We start from the raw sequence: 19,108 nt of genomic DNA on the forward strand, positions 1-19,108 counted from the left end.
GCCCACGTCGGGAACTTTTCCCCGCCCGTACCCGACTACCCCCTCATGAACTGCGACGACGTACGCGTGGCGCTGTCGGCGCGGCTGGACGGGGAGGACCCGCAGGTGCCGGCGCCGGCGCTGGACGCCCACACGGAGGGTTGCCCCGGCTGCCGTTCCTGGCTGTCCCGGGCCGAGCAGGTGACCCGACTCACCCGGGTCCGGGCGGTCGAGGTGCCCGACCTCACCGCCTCGGTGCTGGCCGCGGTGGCCGCCGACCCGGTGCTCGCCGGTCGTTCGCCGGCGGCCGTCCGGGCGGCCCGCCGCCAACTGCTGCGGATCGCCGTCGCGGTGGCCGCGGTCGCGCAGCTCGCCGTGGCGTTGCCGCTGCTGCTCGCCGGCCTGGGTGTGGCGGCCGACCCGCACACCAGCCGGGAGATGGCCTCCTTCGACGTCGCCCTCGCGGTCGGGTTCGCGCTGGCCGCCTGGCGCCCGGAGCGCGCCCGGGCGTTCCTGCCGGTCGCGCTGGTGCTGGCGGTCTGCCTGGCCGGCACCAGCGTGGTGGACATCGCCAACTCGACCACCGCCCTGGTGCACGAGGTCGGCCACCTGGCCGCCGTGGTGCAGGCGGGGCTGCTGTGGGCCCTGGGCCGGGTCAGCGGGGACACCGACCGGCGGTGGTCCACCGCGGTCGCGGCGGGGCGCGGGTGAGGCCGCCCCGGGCCGGCGTCCGCGGAGGTGGCGGGTCGGGAATCCGCGCGGGGGCGGTTCGCCGAACGGGCGTCGCGTCGGCGAGCATGGCCGGCATGAACGTCGTCGATCGTCGCCGGATCGGGCGGCTGGCCGCCGCGGCCGGCCTGCTGGTCACCCTGGTCGCCCTGCTGCTCGCCCCGGCGACCCCGGCCAGCGCCCACGCCGTGCTGGTCAGCAGCAGCCCGCAGGCCTCCGCCGTGGTGCCGAGCGGGCCGGCCGAGGTGGTGCTGACCTTCAGCGAGTCGGTCCGCAAGGTGCCCGACAAGATCCGGGTGATCGCGCCGGACGGCTCCCGGGCCGACCGGGGCGAACCGACCTTCGAGGGCGGGGTGGTGAGCCTCGCGGTGGACCCGGCCGGACCGCGCGGCACCTACCTGGTCAGCTACCGGGTGATCTCGGCCGACAGTCACCCGGTCTCCGGCGCGTTCACGTACTCCGTCGGCGCGCCGTCGACGCCGCCGACCGACTCCGGCTCGGACAGCCGCGCCGACCCGGTGGTGGACACCGCGATGAAGGTGGCCCGGTACCTGGGCTACGTGGGGCTGCTGCTGGTGGTCGGGCCGGCGCTGGTGCTCGCCGCCCTCTGGCCGCGGCGGCTCTCCCGGCGCGGTCCGGCGCGGCTGGCCTGGGCCGGTGTGGGCCTGCTGGCCGTCGCCACCCTCGCCGAGCTGTGGTTGCAGGTGCCGTACACCGCGGGTGGCGGGGTGTTCGACGTCACCGGGGAGGGCTTCGGCGAGGTGTTCGGCAGCTCGTACGGCACCGCGCACCTGGTCCGGCTGGGTCTGCTGGCGGCGGTCGCGTTCCTGCTCCGCCCGCTGACCGCCGGGCCGGTCGGCCGCACCGACGCGCTCATCCTGGCCCTCCTCGGCGGGGCGGCGCTGTTCACCTGGCCGCTGGCCGGCCACCCGGCCGCCTCGCCCGCCCCGGCGGTGTCGGTGGTGGTCGACGCGGTGCACCTGGGCGGCATGGCGGTCTGGCTGGGCGGGCTGGTGATGCTCGCGGTCTTCCTGCTGCGCCGCGCCGACGAGCGGGAGCTGGGCGCGATCCTGCCGGTCTGGTCGCGCTGGGCGGCGCTGGCCGTGGCGGCGCTGCTGCTCGCCGGCACCGTGCAGGGGCTGGTCGAGGTGGGCAGCGTGTCCGCGCTGGTGCAGACCACCTACGGCCGGCTGCTGCTCGCCAAGATCGGTCTCTTCGCGCTGGTGATCGCGGTGGCCGCGTACTCCCGGGCGCTGGTGCGGCGGCGGACCGCCGCCCAGCGGCCGGTGCCGGTGCGCCGGGCCATCTGGGCCGAGCTGGCGGTCACCGCCATCGTGCTGGGCGTCACGTCGGTCCTGGTGCAGACCCCGCCGGCCCGCACCGCCGCCGCCACCGCGGCCGACACGACCGGCGGCTACTACTCGTCGACGCTGACCAGCCCGATCTACTCCCTGCAGGTCGAGCTGGACCCGGCCGAGCGGGGCAACAACACGCTGCACATGTACGCGTACACGCCGGAGAACCGGCCGCAGCCGGTGGCCGAGTGGAAGGCCACCGCGGCGCTGCCGTCGGCGGGGATCGAACCGATCGAGATCCCGCTGCTGGCGCTGACCGACAACCACGCGACCGGGGAGATCAACCTCCCGGCGGCGGGGGAGTGGCAGCTGCGCTTCACCGTCCGCATCTCCGACATCGACCAGGCCACGGTGACCGCCACCGTGCCGATCCGATAAGAAGGGCTCTCCCGCACATGATCCGTCTCCGGCGCTCCGCAACCGTCGCCGCCCTCGCGCTCACCGCCGTCAGCACGGCCGTGCTCGGCTTCGCCGGGCCCGCCTCGGCGCACGTCACGGTCGATCCGAAGGACGCGACGCAGGGCGGCTACGGTCGCATCGCCTTCCGGGTGCCGAACGAGAGCGACACCGCGTCGACCACCAAGGTCGAGGTGGTGCTGCCGGAGAACGCCCCGCTCGGCTCGGTGTCCGTCATGCCGGTGCCCGGGTGGACGGTGGCGGTGGAGAAGCGCAAGGTCGACCCGCCGATCGAGGTGCACGGCAGCCAGCTCACCGAGGCGGTGTCGAAGCTGACCTGGACGGCCACCGGCGACGCGGGGGTCAAGCCGGGCCAGTTCCAGGAGTTCCCGGTCTCGATGGGACCGCTGCCGAAGGTCGACACGATGGTCTTCAAGACGTTGCAGACGTACTCCGACGGCAACGTCCAGCGCTGGATCGAGGAGCCCACCGCCGGTGGCGAGGAGCCGGAGAGCCCGGCCCCGGTGCTGACCCTGACCGCCGGGCCGGCCTCCGCCACCCCGGCGGCGTCGCCGGGCGCCCAGGTCGAGGCCGACGACGACGAGGACGACGACTCCGACGGCGCCGCCACCGGGCTGGCGATCGCCGGTCTGGTGGCCGGGCTGGCCGGTCTGCTCCTCGGCGGACTGGCCTTCGCCCGGACCCGCCGGGAGCCGGCCGCGAAGTCCTGACCGGTACGCCGGCGGGCCCCGCCCGCCCGGCCCGCGCCGCCCCGCCGGCCCGGCGGACCCACCTCCGGCGGGCCGGCGGCCGTCTCACCCCGGTCGCGCCGATATCCGCAGATCATGGCGGTCCCGTCGGTAAGGTCTGCCGGGTACCCGGTCACCGAAGGAGACGGAACGGATGCGGTTCGTGCGGGCGCTCGCCGGAATGCTGCTCTTGGTCGTCGGGATTCCGGCGTTGCTGGCCGGGGGCGGCCTCTGGATGGTCGCCCGGCACGCGGACGCCGACGGCACCTTCGGCGCCCGCGTCGAGCCGGTCCGCACCGCCGGCCGGGCGGTCGTGGTGCCCGACGTCGACGCGCTGTTGCGCGCGGACGCGCCCTTCGCGCGGGTGAGCCCGGCGCGGCTGCGCCTGACCGCCGGTACCCCGGACGGTCCGGCCTTCGTCGGCCTGGCCCCGGCCGACGAGGTGCGCCGCTGGCTCGCGTCGGTCCCGCACACCACGGTCGACCGGGTCGCGTTGACCCGGGGCCCGCTGCCGGTCCGCCTGGCCGACGCCGGGCCCACCGCCGCCCCCGGGCCCGCCGGCCCCGTCCCGGTCGACCAGCCCTTCTGGGTACGGGAGGGGATCGGCGCGCTGGAGTGGAGCCCCGACGAGCTGGCCGGGCGGGGGTTGAGCCTGGTGGTGATGCGTCCGGACGGCCGGGGCGAGCTGGCCGTGGACCTGCGTGCCGGGCTGCGCGTCGACGGCTTCCGCGCGGCTGGCTGGGGCCTGCTGGCCGGTGGGCTGCTGCTGGTCGCCCTGGCGGGGCTGGTGCTGCTGCGTCCGGTGCGCCCGCGGGAGGTGGTCTTCGTGGTGGAGCCGGACCAGGTGCCGGTGCTCGCCGGTCGGCTCGGGGTCAGCTCGCTGAGCGGCCTGGGCGTCGACCCGCGGGAGCGCCGTTTGCCGCCGCCGCAGCGGCAACTGGTGTCGGTGGGCGCGGAATCGTCCCGGGCCGCGATCGACGCGGCGCCGTCGACCCGGCCGGCCACCCTCGCCGACCTGCCGCCCTGGCCGCCGCGGAATCCGTCGGAGACACCCCGCCCCGAGTCGGGGGGCTGAACGCGGCGGACGGCCCTCCACGCTGCCGACGTGGAGGGCCGTCCTCACCGGGGGATCGGTGCTGCTACCAGAGGAGACACCCGAGGTAGTTGAGACCAGATTAGCGCGGTACGTCGCGGACGGGAACATCTGTCCATTTGGCGCAACTTATCCGCGCAGCGGTGCCCGTCGCACCGGCAGCGTCACCACCAGCAGCAGCGCGAGCAGCACGTACTCGTTGCGGAACAGGAACTCGGCCGGGGAGTCGGTACGCACCGGCGCCACGCCCCAGTCCTGGAAGGACAGCACGCCGTAGCTGACCGCGGCCGTGGTGACGGCGGCGAGCGCGAACAGCCACCAGCGCCGTCGGCGCTCCTCGGCGGTGCCCCGGCCGGCCTCCAGGGCCGCGTCCACCAGCACCACCGCGGCGGGGATGAACCAGTAGATGTGGTGGGTCCAGGTGATCGGGCTGACCAGGCTGCCGACCAGGCCGGTGAGGGCCAGGCCGGTGAGCGCGTCGCCGGACCGCGCGGCGCGGGCGGCCCGCCAGAGGCCGTACCCGGCGACCAGCGCGACCAGCGCCAGCCAGAGCAGCCGGCTCGGCTCCTCCGGCACGGTGAGCCGGTTGAGCAGCCCGAACAGCGACTGGTTGCCGGTGTAGTCGGGCCGGCCGACCCGGTCGGTGGCCCACAGCTCATGGGTCCAGAACCGCCAGGAGGCATGCGGGGCGACCGCCGCCGCGAGCAGCGTCGCGGCGGCCGCGGTCACGCTCGCCACCACCGCCGCCCGCCACTGCCGGGTCACCAGCAGGTAGACGATGAAGATGCCGGGAAAGAGCTTGAGCGCCGTCGCCAGGCCCACGCCCACGCCGGCCCAGCGCTTCCCCCCGGGTACGGCGAAGAGCAGGTCAGCCAGGATCAGCACCACCAGCAGCATGTTGATCTGGCCGAAGGTGATGGTCTCCCGGGTGCTCTCCACGGCGAAGACCAGCAGCACCGCCACGGTGAGCGTGAAGACCCGCGGCAGCCCGTGGCGGGCGATCACCGGCTCGACCAGCCAGCGGGTGGTCACCACCAGGGCGAGCACCGTCAGCAGGGTGAAGATCGCCACGGTGGCGCCGAGCTTCAGCAGCCCGAACGGCCAGAGCAGCAACGCGCTGAAGGGCGGGTAGGTGAAGTAGAGCTCGCCCTGCACCCGGTCGGGCTGCACGTAGTCGTAGAGCGGATGGCCGGCCCGCCACCAGTCCATCGCACTCATGTAGATCTTGAGGTCGAGGAAGTTGTGGTTCAGGCCGGGCAGGTAGAGCGCCGGCAGCACGGCGGCCAGCGCCAGCACCGTCACGACCCGGCGGACCAGACGGCCCCGCTGGTCGTCGGTGGCGACGGCAGGTGGCGCGACGGATTCGGCTGGCACGCAGGAAACCCTAGCGGTCCGCTCCGCCGTCGGTGCCGAGGCGCGAGCACCGGGGCTGCGCGTAGTCTGTCCCGGTGGCTGACCTTCTCGTCTGGATCGACTGTGAGATGACCGGCTTGGATCTCGGGCGGGACGCGCTGATAGAGGTCGCCGCGCTCGTCACCGACCCCGACCTCAACGTGCTCGGCGAGGGGGTCGACGTGGTCATCCACGCCGACGAGGCGGCCCTGGCGGCGATGCCGGAGATCGTCCGCACGATGCACGGCAAGTCCGGGCTGACCGAGGAGGTCCGGCGCTCCACGGTCACCCTGGCCGAGGCCGAGGACCTGGTGCTGGAGTACGTGACCAGCCACGTCAAGGACCCCCGGACGGCGCCGCTGTGCGGCAACTCGATCGCCACCGACCGGGGCTTCCTCGCCCGGGACATGCCGCGGCTCGACGCGCACCTGCACTACCGCATGATCGACGTCTCCTCGATCAAGGAACTCTGCCGCCGCTGGTACCCCCGGGTGTACTTCGGCCAGCCGCAGAAGGGGCTGGCCCACCGGGCGCTGGCCGACATCCGGGAGAGCATCCGGGAGTTGGAGTACTACCGCCGCACGCTGTTCGTACCCCTGCCGGGGCCGGACGTGGAGGCGGCGAAGGCGATCGCCGCGCAGCTCTAGCCCGGCGGCGGCCACCCGCCCGGTGGGGCGGTGCGGAACCCGCTGGACGGGCCCGGCGGGGATGTGGCTATTATTAGTCCGCACCCGGGCCGGGTAACCGGCGCGGAAGGCATGGTGGCTGTAGCTCAGTTGGCAGAGCACCGGGTTGTGGTCCCGGTTGTCGTGGGTTCAATTCCCATCAGTCACCCCAGACACACGGAAGCCCCCTCCTCGCGGAGGGGGCTTCCGTCGTTACCGCCTCGGTCAGGGGGTGGGCTCGACGCTGGGGGAGGTGTCGCCGGGAGTCGCCTCCGCGCTCGGCTCGGCCGGCGGCTCGTACGGCAGGGCGCTGCCCTTCACGTACTCCTCCCAGCTCATGTTCCAGTCGGTCCAGCCGTTGCCGTTCTGGAGCTTGCGCTCGGTGCCCTTGACGGTGACCGGGTCGCCCAGCCGGGTGTTCTCGAAGAGCCACTTTCCGTGGGCCATCGAGACGTTCACGCAGCCGTGCGAGACGTTCACGCTGCCCTGCTGCCCCTCGGACCAGGGCGCGGCGTGGATGAACTCGCCGCCCCAGGTGAGCCGCTGGGCGTAGTCGATCTTCGTCCGGTACCCCTCCTCGGGGCCCAGCTCCTCCATGGTGTCGAAGACCGTCTTGCGCAGCTTCTCGATCACCACCATGGTCCCGCTGGACGAGGGGGTGCTCTTCTTGCCCAGGCTGACCGGGATCGTCTTGACCGGCCGACCGTCCTTCGTCACGGTCATCCGCTTGGTCTTGTTGTCGACCGTCATCACCAGCGACGGACCGATCTTCACGTCCACGGTCAGGTCGGAACGGCCGTACCAGCCGTCCCCCAGCGGCAGCCCGCCGGCCTGGACCTTGTACGACACCGTGCTGCCGGCCTGCCAGAACTCCTTCGGCCGGTAGCGGACCTCGGTGGGGCTGACCCAGTGCCAGATCCCCTCCTGAGCGGGGGTGGAGGTGACCGTCATCCGGCGCTGGAGGTCGGCGCGGTGGTCCTTCGGGATGGCCCGGCCGAACTTCACGATCAGCGGCATGCCCACGCCCACCACCTGGCCGTCGCCGAGGAAGCTGGTGACCCGCACCTGCTTGCCCGGCTTCGCCATCACGGTGAAGGCGCTGGTCGCCGTGGCCGCCTTGCCGTCGTCGCCGGTCGCCGTCAGGGTCGCGGTGTACTTCTCGCCGTACTTCAGGGCCCCGGCGGGCAGCCAGCTCACGCCGTCCGCGGCGAGCGCGCCCTCGACGGGCTCGCCCGTGGAGTCCTTGAGCTCGACGGTGGTCTTCTCGGCGTCCTTGGTGGTGAAGGTGATGCCGGTGGACGCCGGGACGTCGGTGGCGTCCGCGGCGGGCTCGGTGATGCTGGCCACGGCCTTCGGGCCCTTCTCGCCGCCGCCCGGCTGGCCCGACGGCTTCTCCCCGTCGGAGCCGGTGCAGGCGGCGGTCAGGGCCAGCGTCGCGGCGAGCAGGCCCGCCGCGAGTGCCCGACGCCGACCGATGCGCCGGCCCGACCGGTCCTGGACAACTCGCATGATTCCCTCACAGTCGTGGTCCCCGATGGCCCATCGTCTCTCACTGACGCACGAACACGCCGGCAGGTTGCGACAGGTGAGCCGCGACACGCGCCCGGTGCGGCGGGACAGCCGCTAAAATGCGGCTTTTGCGAGGTGGTCTCGGATCCGGTGCCGCGCCTCGGCCTGAGGTGGTCGAGATCCGGGCGGCCTCCGGGCCGGCGTGGACCGCCGGCCCGGAGGGGCGTCAGATCAGTGGACCGGAGCCGCCCTCGGGCACCGGCAGGGCGCTGCCCTTGACGAACTCGGACCAGCTGAGGCTCCACGCCGTCCAGCCGTTGCCCGGCGTGATCTTCCGTTCGGTGCCCTTGATGGTGATCGGATCACCGACCCGGGTCTGCTCGAAGAGCCACCGGCCGGCCGCCATCGAGACGTTGACGCAGCCGTGCGAGACGTTGCGCCGGCCCTGCTGCCCCTCCGACCAGGGGGCCGCGTGGATGTACTCGCCGCCCCAGGTGATCCGCTGGGCGAAGTCGATGTCCACGCGGTACCGGTTCTCCGGATCCGGCGAGTCCATCGTGTCGAAGACCGTCTTCTCCTTCTTCTCCATCACGACCAGGGTGCCGCTCGAGGAGGGAGTGCTCTTCTTGCCCAGGCTGACCGGGAGGGTGCGGATCAGGCGGCCGTCCTGGAGCACCTCCATCTTCTTGGTGGCGTTGTCGACCTTCATCTCGAAGGACCGGCCGATCTTCGCGGTCGCGGAGCGGTCGACGTTGCCGTAGCGGCCGTTGCTCAGCGGGATGCCGGCCAGCGCGATCCGGACGTCGAGCGTGGTGCCCGGCTTCCAGTACTGCGGGGCCCGGTAGTAGGCCTGGGTGCCGTTGTAGACCCAGTGCCAGGCGCCCGGCTGCGGCGGGTCGGTCTGGACGAACATCCGCTTCTGCACCGCGGCCCGGTCCTTCTTCGGGATGCCGGGGTGGAACTCGACGACGACCGGCATGGCCACGCCGTACGACTTGTCGTCGAAGAGGTAGAGCCCAGAGCTGATCACCGACTTGGGCTTCGCCATCGTGGTGAACGTGCTGGTGCCCGCGCGGGTCTCCCCGCCGGAGCCGGTGCCGGTCACCGTGGCGGTGTAGCGGGTGCCGTACTTCAGGGGGGCCGACGGCACCCACGAGGAGCCGTCCCGCCGCATCCGGCCCTCGACCCGGTCGCCGCCGTCGGCCGTGAGGGTGACCGAGGACACCGTCCCGCCGTTGGGGAGTTTCGCGCTGATTTCGGTGCTGACCGGCCTGCCCTTCGCGCCGTCGGCCGGGCTGACCGTCAGCCCGGCGGTCGCCGCCTGCGACGGCTCGCCCGACGGGGATGCCGGCGGCGCGCTGGTGCCCGCGGTCGCCCCACCGCCGACGAACTCGGCCTTCTTCCTGCCCTCGCCGCACCCGCTCAGTGCCAGCGACCCCACCAGAGCCAGGACGCCCACCATCGCCCCGGCCCGCGCGAACCTGCCCATTCCCACCTCTGCTCTCGCGTGCCTGGCGGACATCGTGCCGTATGGCCGCGGCCGCATCGGTCCCGTCGGGCTGCTGGCGTAGGTTTTTGGGGCTTTCGTCCCTTAAGCGGGGCCGAAGAGGGGAGGGGGTATCGGATTGGAACCCCCCTCGGCGACCGTGCTAATGTTCTCTCCGTTGCCGACGAGCGCCGCTAGCTCAACTGGCAGAGCAGCGGACTCTTAATCCGCGGGTTCGGGGTTCGAGTCCCTGGCGGCGCACAGGTGATCAAGGCTCCGGCCTGGTGGTTCTCCACCGGCCGGAGCTTTTTTCGTGGCCATGGCGCTGGTAAGCGGCGCGGGCCTAGCCGGCGGCGCCGGTCGAGGTGCGGGTCGGTGGCCTTGACGACCGGGCCCTGCGCCGGCCCCCCGTGCTTCGCAGATCGGCGGCACGTGGAAGTGATCGAGGGCCGCTACGCCGCGCCGGACGGGGACGTACGCCGTCACGGCCCGTAGCGAGGCTGGCGAGCGTAACGTGAATCAGGGGCAGACGCCCCGCCGGGCCACAGCACCGTGCGAGCGACAGCCGCACGCGGAGCAGAAGGCTGAGGCGGCCCGTCGCGCGAAATTCAGGAGTGGTCGCATGCGTAAAAGCAGGCAGCAGAACCGCGCCTTCCGACAACTGTTCTGGGCGGCGCTGGCCGTACTGGCACTGACCTCCACCGTGGGGATCGAAACCGCATCGGCGAATGCCGCTCAGCCAGCAGGACCGCAGGACAAACCCACGGTCGTGCTGGTGCACGGAGCCTTCGCCGACTCGTCCAGCTGGAGTCCGGTCATCGACCAACTGAAGGACGACGGCTACCCGGTGGTCGCGGTCGCGAACCCCCTGCGGGGTGGGAAGAGCGACGCGGACTACACCGCCAGCGTGCTCAAGACGATCCCGGGTCCGATCGTGCTGGTCGGACACTCCTACGGCGGCCAGGTCATCACCGCCGCCGCCACCGGCAACCAGAACGTCAAAGCGCTGGTCTACGTAGCCGGATTCGCGCCGGAGAAGGGCGACAGCGCGGCGACCCTGTCCGGCAAGTTCCCGGGCAGCACGCTTCTGGAGGCCCTGGCGCCACCCGCTCCGCTGCCCGGCGGAGGTAAGGACCTCTACATCAGGCAGGACAAGTTCCGGGAGCAGTTCGCCGCTGACGTCTCCGAGGAAGAGGCCAAGATCGCGGCGGCGACCCAGCGCCCGGTCACCGAGGCGGCGATCAACGACAAGCTCCAGGCGGAGCCGGCGTGGAAGTCGAAGCCGTCGTGGTTCATCTACGGCACCCTGGACAAGAACATTCCCGCCCAGACCCACGCCTTCATGGCACAACGCGCCGGCGCCAAGGAGACCGTCTCCGTCGACGGCGCGTCGCATGTCGTGATGATCTCCCACCCTCAGCAGGTGGCCAAGATGATCCGCGAGGCCGCCCAGTCGTAACGGGGGAACCGGCCGCGACCGGCGGGCCGCGCGTTCGATTGTCGGATCAGTTTGCGACGGCAGGGCGGCGAAACGCCCTGCCGTCGCCTCTTCCGGACAGCTGATCAGCAACTGGTTCCTGGTGGGAGCTGGCAGGTCGCGGTGCGCAAGAGCATGGTCACGTGGCAGCTCGGTGCCGGGGTCGCCATGCCGGAAGCGCTGCCCCCGCGCAGGTGGTGACCCCGTTGCAGGCCCGGGTGGCGGGCTCGGTATGGTGCTCTCCGTTGTCAGCGAGCGCCGCTAGCTCAATTGGCAGAGCAGCGGACTCTTAATCCGCGGGTTCGGGGTTCAAGTCCCTGGCGGCGCACCAGCAACAAGGGCTCCGGTCTGGTGGTTCTCCACCTGGCCGGAGCCCTTTTCGTCGGTGGCGATGGCTGCGCGCCCGTCGCGTGCTCGGGAGCGGAGCGATCGTGCCGGGTGGGTCAGGGTCGGCTGCCAGGGTGGCAACGTACTGGAGAAGACGGTCGCCGTGGCGTGGGTGCCGATCTTCTTCTCGCCGCTGCGAACGATGGTGGCGCTGCCGGCCGGCCCGGCGGAGCCGGCACCGGTCGCCGCCGCACCACGGTGAATCGGTAGCGGTTAGCCTGTGCGTATGCGGGTGGCGGTGTCCTGGAGCAGGCGTCATGGCTGACGCCGACGATGTCCGTCGCCTGGCGCTGGCGCTGCCCCACGTGGTCGAGGTCGACAGCGACGGCTTCGACTTCCGGGTCGCCGACAAGGGATTCGTCTGGTCCTACCCCGAGCGCAGGCCCGGCGCGTCGCGCCTCATCCGGACCGACATCGCGGTGCTGTACGTCGGCGACGAAGCGGAGAAGCAGGCGTTGCTCCTCGGCGAACCCGAGGTCTTCTTCACCACGCCCGCGTACGACGGGGTGCCCCTGGTCATGTTGCGGCTGGCGCAGGTCGACGTCGGTCGCCTGAAGGAACTCGTCACCGACGCCTGGTGCATGCGCGCCCCGGACTCGCTCGTCGGTGACCTCGACGACGGCACCGGTCCGGTGAGCCCGGAGCTGAGCAGCGCCGACCAGTAGGTCGAGGAGACCATCACCGACGACCTCTGAAGGCGGGTGTCGGCTCTCCGGATCGGGGTGACTTCCCGGCCCGCCCGAGTGTTGCCGGAGCCATCCGTCTCCGGTTCACCTGCGTCCGGGACGAACCGTTCGGCCGTATTTTCCGTGTTGACTGTCAGGGTCGCCAATCAGAGTCACGGAGGCACGATGCCCACGGTTCGAACTGGTCCGGTCGTCGGACTGCTCGCGCAGGCCGTCCTGTTGGCGGTGCTCGCCGCGACGGTCGGCCTCGGCCCGGCGGGGTGGTTGGCGGGGCTGGGGTACGGGGTCGTCCTGTGCGCCCTGCTCGGCCGGGGCCTGTCCCGCTCGGGTGCGCGCGGTCTCAGCCCCGCCGACCGGGTGACCCTCGGCCGGGCGATCCTCGTCGGCGGCGTGACGGCGCTGGTGATGGAGTCGTTCGACCGGGCGGCGCCGGTCGCGCTGATGGTCGCCCTCACCGCCGTGGCGCTGGCGCTCGACGGCGTCGACGGGTACACGGCGCGGCGTACCGGAACCAGCAGCGAGCTGGGTGCCCGTTTCGACATGGAGGTCGACTCCTTCCTCGTGCTGGTGCTCTGCGTCCACGTGGCCCCGTCGGCGGGCGGCTGGGTGCTCGCCATCGGCGGAATGCGGTACGCCTTCGTCGCCGCGAGCTGGGTGCTGCCGTGGATGCGGGGATCGTTGCCACCGCGCTACTGGCGTAAGGTCGTCGCGGCGATCCAGGGTGTGCTGCTGACGGTGGCGATGGCGGATGTGCTGGGCGGGCCGCTGACCGTCGTCGTGCTGGTGGTGGCGCTGGCGCTGCTCGTCGAGTCGTTCGGTCGTGACGTCAGGTGGCTGTGGACGACCCGCCGAGCCCGCCTCGCCCCGACCGGCCCGGTCATCCCGGCCATGCTGGGCATCCCGCTCCACCCCGGCACGACTTCCCGCCCCCGCACGCACCCGGCCAGGCTGGCCGGCCACGGCGCCGATTCCGCGCGGGGCGGACCTGCCGCGGGAACAAGGGCGTGGCAGGAACGCCCGGAGGTCACCGCGTCCCGGCGCTGAGCCGCCGCCCGCACCACCCAGGATCACCCGGAAGGAATTCAGGTTGTCGCTCTTGACGCGGGTACGTCGGCTACCGACCCAGGGACGGCGGGCGGTCCGGGACGACCTGCCGATGGGCGGGGGCCCGGCCGGTGCCCCCGACGACGACAGCGGCGCCGCGGGCCGGACGAAGCGCTCCGGCTGGGCCCGGCTGACGACCGTCCTGGCCGCGCTGCTCGTGCTGCTCGTGCTCACCGCGCCGTACGATTTCGCCCGGCTCACGCCGGCGGCGTTCGTGCGGATCCCGCTGGAGGCGCTGCTGCTGGTCGCCCTGCTCCTCGCCCTGCCACCGCGCGGGCGGCGGCCGGTCGCGACGCTCGCCGGGGTGGCCCTCGGCCTGCTGGGCGTGCTGAAGCTGCTCGACCTGGGGTTCTCCGCGTCGCTCGGCCGGGCGTTCGACCTGGTGCTCGACTGGGCGCTGCTCGACGAGGCGTTCGGTTTCGTCTCCGAGTCTTACGGCCGACCCGGCGCGATCGGTGCCGCGGTCGCCCTGGCGCTGGTCGCGGTGGCCGTGCCCGTCCTGGTCACGCTCTCGGTGCTGCGGCTGGGTCGCCTGGTGGTGCGGCACCACACCGGCACCACCCGGGTCGTGGCGGCGCTGGTGGTGGTCTGGGTGGTCTGCGCCGCGTTCGGGGTGCGGGTGGTCCCGGGCGTACCGGTCGCCGACACCTCGGCGACGACCCTGGCCAACGGCCACGGGTTCCAGGTGCGCCTGCGCCTCGCCGACCGGAAGAAGTTCGCCGCCGCGATCGGCGTCGACCCGTTCCGCGACACCCCGGGCGACCAGCTGTTGACCGCGCTGCGCGGCAAGGACGTGGTCATCGCCTTCGTGGAGAGCTACGGCCGGGACGCGGTCGAGGACCCCGAGTTCGCGCCGCAGGTCGGTGCGGTCCTCGACGACGGGACCAACCGGTTGCGCACCGCTGGCTTCACCGCGCGCAGCGGCTTCCTCACCTCGCCGACCTTCGGCGGTGGCAGCTGGCTGGCCCACGCCACGCTGCTCTCCGGCCTCTGGATCGACAACGACCAGCGCCACCGCAGCCTGCTGGCCAGCGACCGGATGACGCTGGGCGGCGCCTTCCGGCGGGCGGACTGGCAGACCGTGGGCGTGATGCCCGCCGTCACCAGGGCGTGGCCGGAGGGGGCCTTCTACGGCTACGACCGGTTCTACGACGCCGGCGCGCTCGGGTACCGGGGCCCGAAGTTCAGCTTCGGCACGCCGCCCGACCAGTACACCCTGTCCAGCTGGCAGCGCTGGGAGCGGGCGCGGCGGGACGGCGGCGCGGTGATGTCGGAGATCGCGCTGGTGTCGAGCCACTCGCCCTGGACGCCCGTTCCACGGTTGGTCGACTGGGCCGACGTCGGTGACGGCTCGGTCTTCCACGGCGACGCCTCCGCCGCCCGCTCGAAGGGTGAGAAGCGCCGCAACACCAGCCGGATCCGGGCGGACTACCGGAAGTCCATCGAGTACACGCTGAGCACGCTGATCTCCTACGTGGAGAACTACGGCGACGACGACCTGGTCCTCGTCTTCCTCGGCGACCACCAGCCCGCCCCGGTCATCACCGGCGACAACGCCAGCCGCGACGTGCCCGTCACGATCGTCACCCGGGACCGGGCGGTGCTGGACCGGATCTCCGGGTGGGGCTGGCAGGACGGGCTGAAGCCCGGCCCGCAGGCCCCGGTCTGGCGGATGGACGCCTTCCGGGACCGGTTCCTGACCGCCTTCGGACCGTGAGCCCGACCCACCGACCACCCTCCTCACGAACTGGATCACATGGACACTGTCGGCACCCGGATCGCGGCGCTCAGGAACGATCCGGCCCTGTCCCTCCTGCGCCGGTCGCTGGACGTCTACTACGGCGACCCCGAGCGCGACGCGCGGATGGACGCCTTCTACTCCCGTTTCGTCTCCAGCGGCGATCTCGTCTTCGACATCGGCTCCCACGTCGGTGACCACATCGGCAGCTTCCGCCGCCTCGGGGCGCGGGTCGTCGCCGTGGAGCCGCAGCCGCTCTGTCTGCGCGCCCTGCGCGCGATCTACGCCGGTGACGACCGGGTGACGCTGGTCGAGGCGGCCTGCGGCGCGGTCGCCGGAAGCGTGCGGTTCCACGTCAACTCCACCAACCCCACCGTGTCGACCGCCTCCCCGCACTTCGTGCGGGCGGCGCAGGGCGCGGGCGGGTGGGAGGGCCAGGTGTGGGACTCGGAGATCGAGGTCCCGGTCGTCACCTTCGACGCGCTGGTGGAGCGGTACGGTGTGCCGGCCTTCGCCAAGATCGACGTGGAGGGGTTCGAGGACGCGGTGCTGGCCGGCCTGAGCCGCCCGCTGCCCGCCTTGTCGTTCGAGTTCACCACGATCGCGCGCCCGGTCGCCCAGCGCTGTCTCGACCGCCTGACCGCGCTGGGCTTCGACGGCTTCGACGTCGCGTTGGGCGACGACAAGACGATGACGTTCCAGCGCTGGATGTCCGCGGACGACGTGGCGGCCCACCTGCGTACGCTGCCGCACGAGGCCAACTCCGGCGACGTGTACTGCGTGTCGGCTTCAGAACAGGGTCAGGGGTTCGGCCGGTAGCGGTTCGGGCAGCGGCTGAAGCTGGGGCACGCGCGTGCGTACCTCGTCGTGGAACCGGCGGGCGAGCACGGGCGCGTCGGCGTTGTCCGGGGTGTGCACGAACACCGTCGGCGAGCGCCCCTCACGCAGCCACCCGACGACCACGTCGACCCAGTGCCGCCAGCCCTCGACCGTCCGCGCGGTGTCGTCGCGGCCGAGGTAGCGGACGATGGGCCGGTCGGTCAGCGCGGTCGACCGGAGCGGCATTCGTGGCTTCCTGGTCCAGGCTTCCCGTTCCGCGTCGCTGGTCGGCGGGTTGGCGAAGAACGCCGTGGTGTCGAAGGGGACCCATTCGGCGCTCACGGTGGCGAGGGCTGCTTCGAGCAGCCGTGCCGAGGGGCCGTCGTCGAAGAAGGCGGGGTGGCGGACCTCGACGGCGTACCGGTGGGACCGGGGGAGCCGGCCGAGGAAGCGGGCGAGCGAACCGACGTCGCCCGGACCGAACGACCCCGGCAGCTGGATCCAGAGGGCGTGCACCCGGGGGCCGAGGGGCTCGATCGCGGTCAGGAACGTGCCGAGCGCCTCGCCGGTGTCGGCGAGACGGTGCTCGTGCGTGATCAGCTTGGGCAGCTTGAGGACGAACCGGAAGTCGGGGTCGGTCTGCTCCGCCCAGGAGGCCACCGTGTCGCGGGCCGGGGTGGCGTAGAAGGTGGTGTTTCCCTCCACCGCGTTGCACCAGCCGGCGTAGTGCCGCAGGCGCTCGTGGGCCGCGAGTGGATGGGCCAGCAGGCGGCCCTGCCAGGACTTGTGGGTCCACATGGCACACCCGACGTGCAGGCGCATGGCCCCGATCCTCCCCCCGGGCGAGCCCCGATCCATCCTCGGTCGTCGACCGTACCGGACGCGCGTCCCGCACCCCGCCGCGCCGCGTCAACCGATGGTTGACGGAGGCGTTTCGTCAACCTATGGTTGACGCATGACGGAACCCACGCAGATGAGCAACCCGGTACGCCTCGACGACCTGATCCAGGGCATCAAGAAGGCCCGCCCCGACGTCCTGGACCAACTCGCCGACGCGGTCGTCGTCGGCGAGCACCTCGGCGACGTCGCCGACCACCTGATCGGTCACTTCGTCGACCAGGCCCGGCGCTCCGGCGCCTCCTGGACCGAGATCGGCCGCAGCATGGGGGTGAGCAAGCAGGCCGCGCAGAAGCGCTTCGTCCCCCGGTCCACCGACGCGCCGCTGGACCCGCAGCAGGGCTTCGCCCGGTTCACCCTGCCGGCCCGCAACGTGGTGATGGCCTCTCAGGAGGAGGCGCGCGCGGGCGGGCACAGCGAGATCCGCCCGGAGCACATCCTGCTGGGCCTGCTCGCCGAACCGGAGGCGATCGCCGCGCGGGTGATCGTGGCGGCGGGCGTGTCGCCGGAGCGGGTGCGGGAGGCCGCCACGGATGCGCTGCCGCCGTCGTCCGGCGCCGAGGTGCCGGCCCTGATCCCGTACGACGCGTCGGCGAAGAAGGTGCTGGAGCTGACCTTCCGGGAGGCGTTGCGCCTGGGCCACAACTACATCGGCACCGAGCACATCCTGCTGGCCCTGCTGGAGCACGAGGACGGCGGTGGGGTGCTCACCGGACTCGGTGTCGACAAGGACGCCGCCGAGGCGGCGATCGCCGCGGCCATCCAGGCCGCCGTCCGGGCGCGGGGGGAGAAGGGCTGAGGCCGTCGGCGCGACGGTGCCGCGCCGACGGCCTCGGAAGTGCCGGCCGTCAGGGCGCGGCGGGGAAGCCGTACCGGGCGGCGTGCTCCGGGTCGGTCGGGTCGACCTGGCGTACGCCCGCGTCGGCGAGGCGCTTGTTGACCTCGTCGAGCTGCTCGCGCACCAGCCGGGCCTCCTCCTCGGTGACCCGGCCCCGGTGCGGCTTGCCGGCGTGCTCGATCGTGCCGTAGTCGATCTTCTCGGCGCTCTTGCGCGCCTTCGGCGGGCGCACCCGCTCCGCCGTCCTCAGCAACTGCGCCATCGGCACGTCGGTGGCCATCTCGTCGAACTCGCTCGCGGTCAGCACCACCCGGCGCGGCTCGCCGCCGCCGTGCCGGTCGTGGATCTCGACCACCGCCACGTCCAGCGCCGCGTCGTCGATGTTCTCCACCTCGACCGCGGTGGCGTCCAGCTGCACGGGCCCGGCCACCAGGTCCGGGTGCTCCAGTACGACGACCTTGACCACCTCGTCGTCGGCTCCCAGAATCGTGCCGCTGAAGTCGGAGACGTGGATCGTCTTCTTGCCCATGCGCGGAGCTTCCCCTGTCGTCGGCCTGTTTCAGGACCAGAAGAAGTTACCCGACAGGTGTGCGAACGCACCGGCTGGACGCCCCGGGTGTGTCGCCGCTTTCTCCGGCGCTGGTCGACGGGGGTGCCGGCCCTGCGCGCCGGTCGGCGCCCGGCGTCAGCGGGCCTTGAGGCCGCGCCGGGAGGTGCTGCCGGCTGGCAGGCTGTTGAGGTCGCTCCAGGAGAGCGCGGCGTTCGTGTCGCGTCCGGTCCGTGCCTCCCGGTACGGCGGCTGGGCGGGGAACCGCTCGGCGGCTGCGGCCGCCTGCCAGGCCCGCTCGGTGTCCTGCTGGTACCGGTCATTCGGCTGATTCGGCATGACCATACCGTCCCAAAGAAAGTTGTACATGTATGGAAATAGATATGACGCACGGTCGATGTCCCGGGTTCCGCTGACATCGGCGCTCCTCGGTACGTCTACCCTCCCGCGCCGGGTTCGAACCGAACCGGGCGCCGCGCCGACCGCTACGGCGTACCGTGATCACGTCGGGGTGACGGTACCCGTGCGGTGAGGGAGGTGACCGGTGCTCGACCGCCGGCTCCACCTGCATCTGGCCACCTGGCTCGGCCAGTGGCCGGCCGGCCCGGGCCTGCACGTGGTCGCTTCGCGGCGACGTGGGCGACCGGCGTGGGACGGGCGGCTGCGGCCGGCGATCGCCGTGGGGGCCGGCGGCAGCACCGTGCTCTCGGTGCCGCCGGAGCGGGTCGAGGCCATCCGGGCGTTGGCCCGGGGGCCGGAGGCGGCGCTGCTCGCGGCGCTGCCCGCCGCGGTCGGCCAGCCGGACTGGGTCGTGCACGACGACACCTTCCGCTGGTGCCTGGCCCCGGCGCCGCTGCCCGAGGTGGGGGAGTGGACCGACCCGAGCGACCCCGCGCTGCCTTCCTGGCTGCACCTGTTCGACCGGTCCGTGCTGGTGGTCCGGGACGCCGACGGTGGCTACCTGGCCGGCGTGGGGATCAAGCGGCACGACAGCCACGGGCACGAGCTGGCCGTCGGGACGGCGCCCCGGGCCCGGGGACGGGGCCTGGCCCGGGCGCTGGTCGCCCGGGCGGCCCGCCGCGTGCTCGACGAGGGCGCGGTCCCGACGTACCGGCACGATCCGGCGAACGTGGCGTCCGCCCGGGTCGCGGAGGCGGCCGGCTTCCCGGACCGCGGCTGGCGCTCGTACGGGGTGTATCCGCCCTGACCGCCGCCGCTGTGCGGCAGGGCGCGGACCGTGGATCCCGGGCCGGATCCACGGT

At 72.7% G+C, this 19,108-nt stretch carries 18 protein-coding genes and 3 tRNA genes; 15 read left to right on the forward strand and 6 right to left on the reverse strand.

Annotated features, from left to right (window positions below; genetic code table 11):
• Positions 1-45 precede the first annotated feature (45 nt).
• From AC5L3Z_RS13160 to AC5L3Z_RS13175, 4 genes are all read left to right on the forward strand, one after another.
• Complete coding sequence (locus AC5L3Z_RS13160; protein ID WP_494841852.1) at positions 46-690, forward strand: zf-HC2 domain-containing protein; 645 nt, start codon at positions 46-48, stop codon at positions 688-690.
• A gap of 86 nt (positions 691-776) precedes the next feature.
• On the forward strand, positions 777-2,441 hold the full coding sequence (locus AC5L3Z_RS13165) for a copper resistance CopC/CopD family protein (protein WP_494841854.1): 1,665 nt from the start codon (positions 777-779) through the stop codon (positions 2,439-2,441).
• Positions 2,442-2,458: 17 nt separating this feature from the next.
• Positions 2,459-3,190: a YcnI family copper-binding membrane protein gene (locus AC5L3Z_RS13170; protein ID WP_494841856.1), complete on the forward strand. Its 732-nt coding sequence runs from the start codon at positions 2,459-2,461 to the stop codon at positions 3,188-3,190.
• A gap of 172 nt (positions 3,191-3,362) precedes the next feature.
• On the forward strand, positions 3,363-4,283 hold the full coding sequence (locus tag AC5L3Z_RS13175; RefSeq protein WP_494841858.1) for a hypothetical protein: 921 nt from the start codon (positions 3,363-3,365) through the stop codon (positions 4,281-4,283).
• Positions 4,284-4,430: 147 nt separating this feature from the next.
• Here AC5L3Z_RS13175 and AC5L3Z_RS13180 read toward each other — a convergent pair whose 3' ends face one another.
• A complete protein-coding gene (locus AC5L3Z_RS13180; protein ID WP_494841860.1) occupies positions 4,431-5,675 on the reverse strand; it encodes a glycosyltransferase family 87 protein in 1,245 nt (414 codons plus the stop codon).
• A 74-nt stretch (positions 5,676-5,749) separates the two neighbouring features.
• On the opposite strand from AC5L3Z_RS13180, the gene orn reads away from it, so the two are divergent.
• Both orn and AC5L3Z_RS13190 read left to right on the forward strand, forming a co-directional pair.
• Complete coding sequence (orn, locus tag AC5L3Z_RS13185; RefSeq protein WP_494841862.1) at positions 5,750-6,340, forward strand: oligoribonuclease; 591 nt, start codon at positions 5,750-5,752, stop codon at positions 6,338-6,340.
• A gap of 114 nt (positions 6,341-6,454) precedes the next feature.
• Positions 6,455-6,530: transfer RNA gene (locus AC5L3Z_RS13190), tRNA-His, on the forward strand.
• Positions 6,531-6,583: 53 nt separating this feature from the next.
• On the opposite strand, the gene AC5L3Z_RS13195 is transcribed toward AC5L3Z_RS13190, so the two are convergent.
• Together AC5L3Z_RS13195 and AC5L3Z_RS13200 are read right to left on the reverse strand one after the other, a co-directional pair.
• Entirely contained in the window at positions 6,584-7,867 is a 1,284-nt protein-coding gene (locus AC5L3Z_RS13195) for a L,D-transpeptidase (RefSeq protein WP_494841864.1), read from the reverse strand.
• Between the two features lie 226 nt (positions 7,868-8,093).
• Positions 8,094-9,356 (reverse strand): L,D-transpeptidase, encoded by a 1,263-nt coding sequence (locus AC5L3Z_RS13200; RefSeq protein WP_494841866.1) that lies wholly within the window; start codon positions 9,354-9,356, stop codon positions 8,094-8,096.
• 185 nt (positions 9,357-9,541) lie between these two features.
• On the opposite strand from AC5L3Z_RS13200, the gene AC5L3Z_RS13205 reads away from it, so the two are divergent.
• The 7 genes from AC5L3Z_RS13205 (at position 9,542) to AC5L3Z_RS13235 (ending at position 15,564) form a co-directional block, all read left to right on the forward strand.
• Positions 9,542-9,614: transfer RNA gene (locus AC5L3Z_RS13205), tRNA-Lys, on the forward strand.
• A gap of 361 nt (positions 9,615-9,975) precedes the next feature.
• Entirely contained in the window at positions 9,976-10,812 is an 837-nt protein-coding gene (locus tag AC5L3Z_RS13210; RefSeq protein ID WP_494841868.1) for an alpha/beta fold hydrolase, read from the forward strand.
• Between the two features lie 273 nt (positions 10,813-11,085).
• Positions 11,086-11,161: transfer RNA gene (locus AC5L3Z_RS13215), tRNA-Lys, on the forward strand.
• Positions 11,162-11,474: 313 nt separating this feature from the next.
• Positions 11,475-11,882 carry an MmcQ/YjbR family DNA-binding protein gene (locus AC5L3Z_RS13220; RefSeq protein ID WP_494841870.1) on the forward strand — a complete coding sequence of 136 codons (408 nt, stop codon included), beginning with the start codon at positions 11,475-11,477 and terminating at the stop codon, positions 11,880-11,882.
• A gap of 186 nt (positions 11,883-12,068) precedes the next feature.
• Positions 12,069-12,947 (forward strand): CDP-alcohol phosphatidyltransferase family protein, encoded by an 879-nt coding sequence (locus AC5L3Z_RS13225; RefSeq protein WP_494841872.1) that lies wholly within the window; start codon positions 12,069-12,071, stop codon positions 12,945-12,947.
• A gap of 43 nt (positions 12,948-12,990) precedes the next feature.
• Positions 12,991-14,724 carry an alkaline phosphatase family protein gene (locus AC5L3Z_RS13230; RefSeq protein ID WP_494841874.1) on the forward strand — a complete coding sequence of 578 codons (1,734 nt, stop codon included), beginning with the start codon at positions 12,991-12,993 and terminating at the stop codon, positions 14,722-14,724.
• 39 nt (positions 14,725-14,763) lie between these two features.
• A complete protein-coding gene (locus AC5L3Z_RS13235; protein WP_494841876.1) occupies positions 14,764-15,564 on the forward strand; it encodes an FkbM family methyltransferase in 801 nt (266 codons plus the stop codon).
• Here the strand turns inward: AC5L3Z_RS13235 and AC5L3Z_RS13240 are convergent.
• Positions 15,535-16,386 (reverse strand): DUF72 domain-containing protein, encoded by an 852-nt coding sequence (locus tag AC5L3Z_RS13240; protein ID WP_494841878.1) that lies wholly within the window; start codon positions 16,384-16,386, stop codon positions 15,535-15,537. The two genes, AC5L3Z_RS13235 and AC5L3Z_RS13240, sit on opposite strands and share 30 nt — an antisense overlap.
• A gap of 133 nt (positions 16,387-16,519) precedes the next feature.
• On the opposite strand from AC5L3Z_RS13240, the gene AC5L3Z_RS13245 reads away from it, so the two are divergent.
• A complete protein-coding gene (locus AC5L3Z_RS13245; protein WP_494841880.1) occupies positions 16,520-17,260 on the forward strand; it encodes a Clp protease N-terminal domain-containing protein in 741 nt (246 codons plus the stop codon).
• A 49-nt stretch (positions 17,261-17,309) separates the two neighbouring features.
• Here the strand turns inward: AC5L3Z_RS13245 and AC5L3Z_RS13250 are convergent, their stop codons facing one another.
• Both AC5L3Z_RS13250 and AC5L3Z_RS13255 read right to left on the reverse strand, forming a co-directional pair.
• The gene (locus tag AC5L3Z_RS13250) at positions 17,310-17,828 is read right to left on the reverse strand and encodes a hypothetical protein (RefSeq protein WP_334519154.1); all 519 of its coding nucleotides are present in this window, start codon (positions 17,826-17,828) and stop codon (positions 17,310-17,312) included.
• A gap of 156 nt (positions 17,829-17,984) precedes the next feature.
• Positions 17,985-18,185 carry a DNA repair protein gene (locus AC5L3Z_RS13255; protein WP_334613206.1) on the reverse strand — a complete coding sequence of 67 codons (201 nt, stop codon included), beginning with the start codon at positions 18,183-18,185 and terminating at the stop codon, positions 17,985-17,987.
• Between the two features lie 205 nt (positions 18,186-18,390).
• On the opposite strand from AC5L3Z_RS13255, the gene AC5L3Z_RS13260 reads away from it, so the two are divergent.
• Positions 18,391-19,053, forward strand: a complete 663-nt coding sequence (locus AC5L3Z_RS13260; RefSeq protein ID WP_494841883.1) for a GNAT family N-acetyltransferase — start codon at positions 18,391-18,393, stop codon at positions 19,051-19,053.
• The last annotated feature ends 55 nt before the right edge of the window (positions 19,054-19,108 follow it).

It is taken from the genome of Micromonospora sp. LZ37 (genome assembly GCF_059359015.1).

What these genes read in the sequence shown, in the direction of transcription:
- AC5L3Z_RS13160 (WP_494841852.1), top strand. Translation starts at nt 46, where the DNA reads ATGAACTGCGACGACGTACGCGTGGCGCTGTCGGCGCGGCTGGACGGG.
- AC5L3Z_RS13165 (WP_494841854.1), top strand. Translation starts at nt 777, where the DNA reads ATGGCCGGCATGAACGTCGTCGATCGTCGCCGGATCGGGCGGCTGGCC.
- AC5L3Z_RS13170 (WP_494841856.1), top strand. Translation starts at nt 2,459, where the DNA reads ATGATCCGTCTCCGGCGCTCCGCAACCGTCGCCGCCCTCGCGCTCACC.
- AC5L3Z_RS13175 (WP_494841858.1), top strand. Translation starts at nt 3,363, where the DNA reads ATGCGGTTCGTGCGGGCGCTCGCCGGAATGCTGCTCTTGGTCGTCGGG.
- AC5L3Z_RS13195 (WP_494841864.1), bottom strand. Translation starts at nt 7,867, where the DNA reads ATGCGAGTTGTCCAGGACCGGTCGGGCCGGCGCATCGGTCGGCGTCGG.
- AC5L3Z_RS13200 (WP_494841866.1), bottom strand. Translation starts at nt 9,356, where the DNA reads ATGGGCAGGTTCGCGCGGGCCGGGGCGATGGTGGGCGTCCTGGCTCTG.
- AC5L3Z_RS13210 (WP_494841868.1), top strand. Translation starts at nt 9,976, where the DNA reads ATGCGTAAAAGCAGGCAGCAGAACCGCGCCTTCCGACAACTGTTCTGG.
- AC5L3Z_RS13220 (WP_494841870.1), top strand. Translation starts at nt 11,475, where the DNA reads ATGGCTGACGCCGACGATGTCCGTCGCCTGGCGCTGGCGCTGCCCCAC.
- AC5L3Z_RS13225 (WP_494841872.1), top strand. Translation starts at nt 12,069, where the DNA reads ATGCCCACGGTTCGAACTGGTCCGGTCGTCGGACTGCTCGCGCAGGCC.
- AC5L3Z_RS13235 (WP_494841876.1), top strand. Translation starts at nt 14,764, where the DNA reads ATGGACACTGTCGGCACCCGGATCGCGGCGCTCAGGAACGATCCGGCC.
- AC5L3Z_RS13240 (WP_494841878.1), bottom strand. Translation starts at nt 16,386, where the DNA reads ATGCGCCTGCACGTCGGGTGTGCCATGTGGACCCACAAGTCCTGGCAG.
- AC5L3Z_RS13245 (WP_494841880.1), top strand. Translation starts at nt 16,520, where the DNA reads ATGACGGAACCCACGCAGATGAGCAACCCGGTACGCCTCGACGACCTG.
- AC5L3Z_RS13250 (WP_334519154.1), bottom strand. Translation starts at nt 17,828, where the DNA reads ATGGGCAAGAAGACGATCCACGTCTCCGACTTCAGCGGCACGATTCTG.
- AC5L3Z_RS13255 (WP_334613206.1), bottom strand. Translation starts at nt 18,185, where the DNA reads ATGCCGAATCAGCCGAATGACCGGTACCAGCAGGACACCGAGCGGGCC.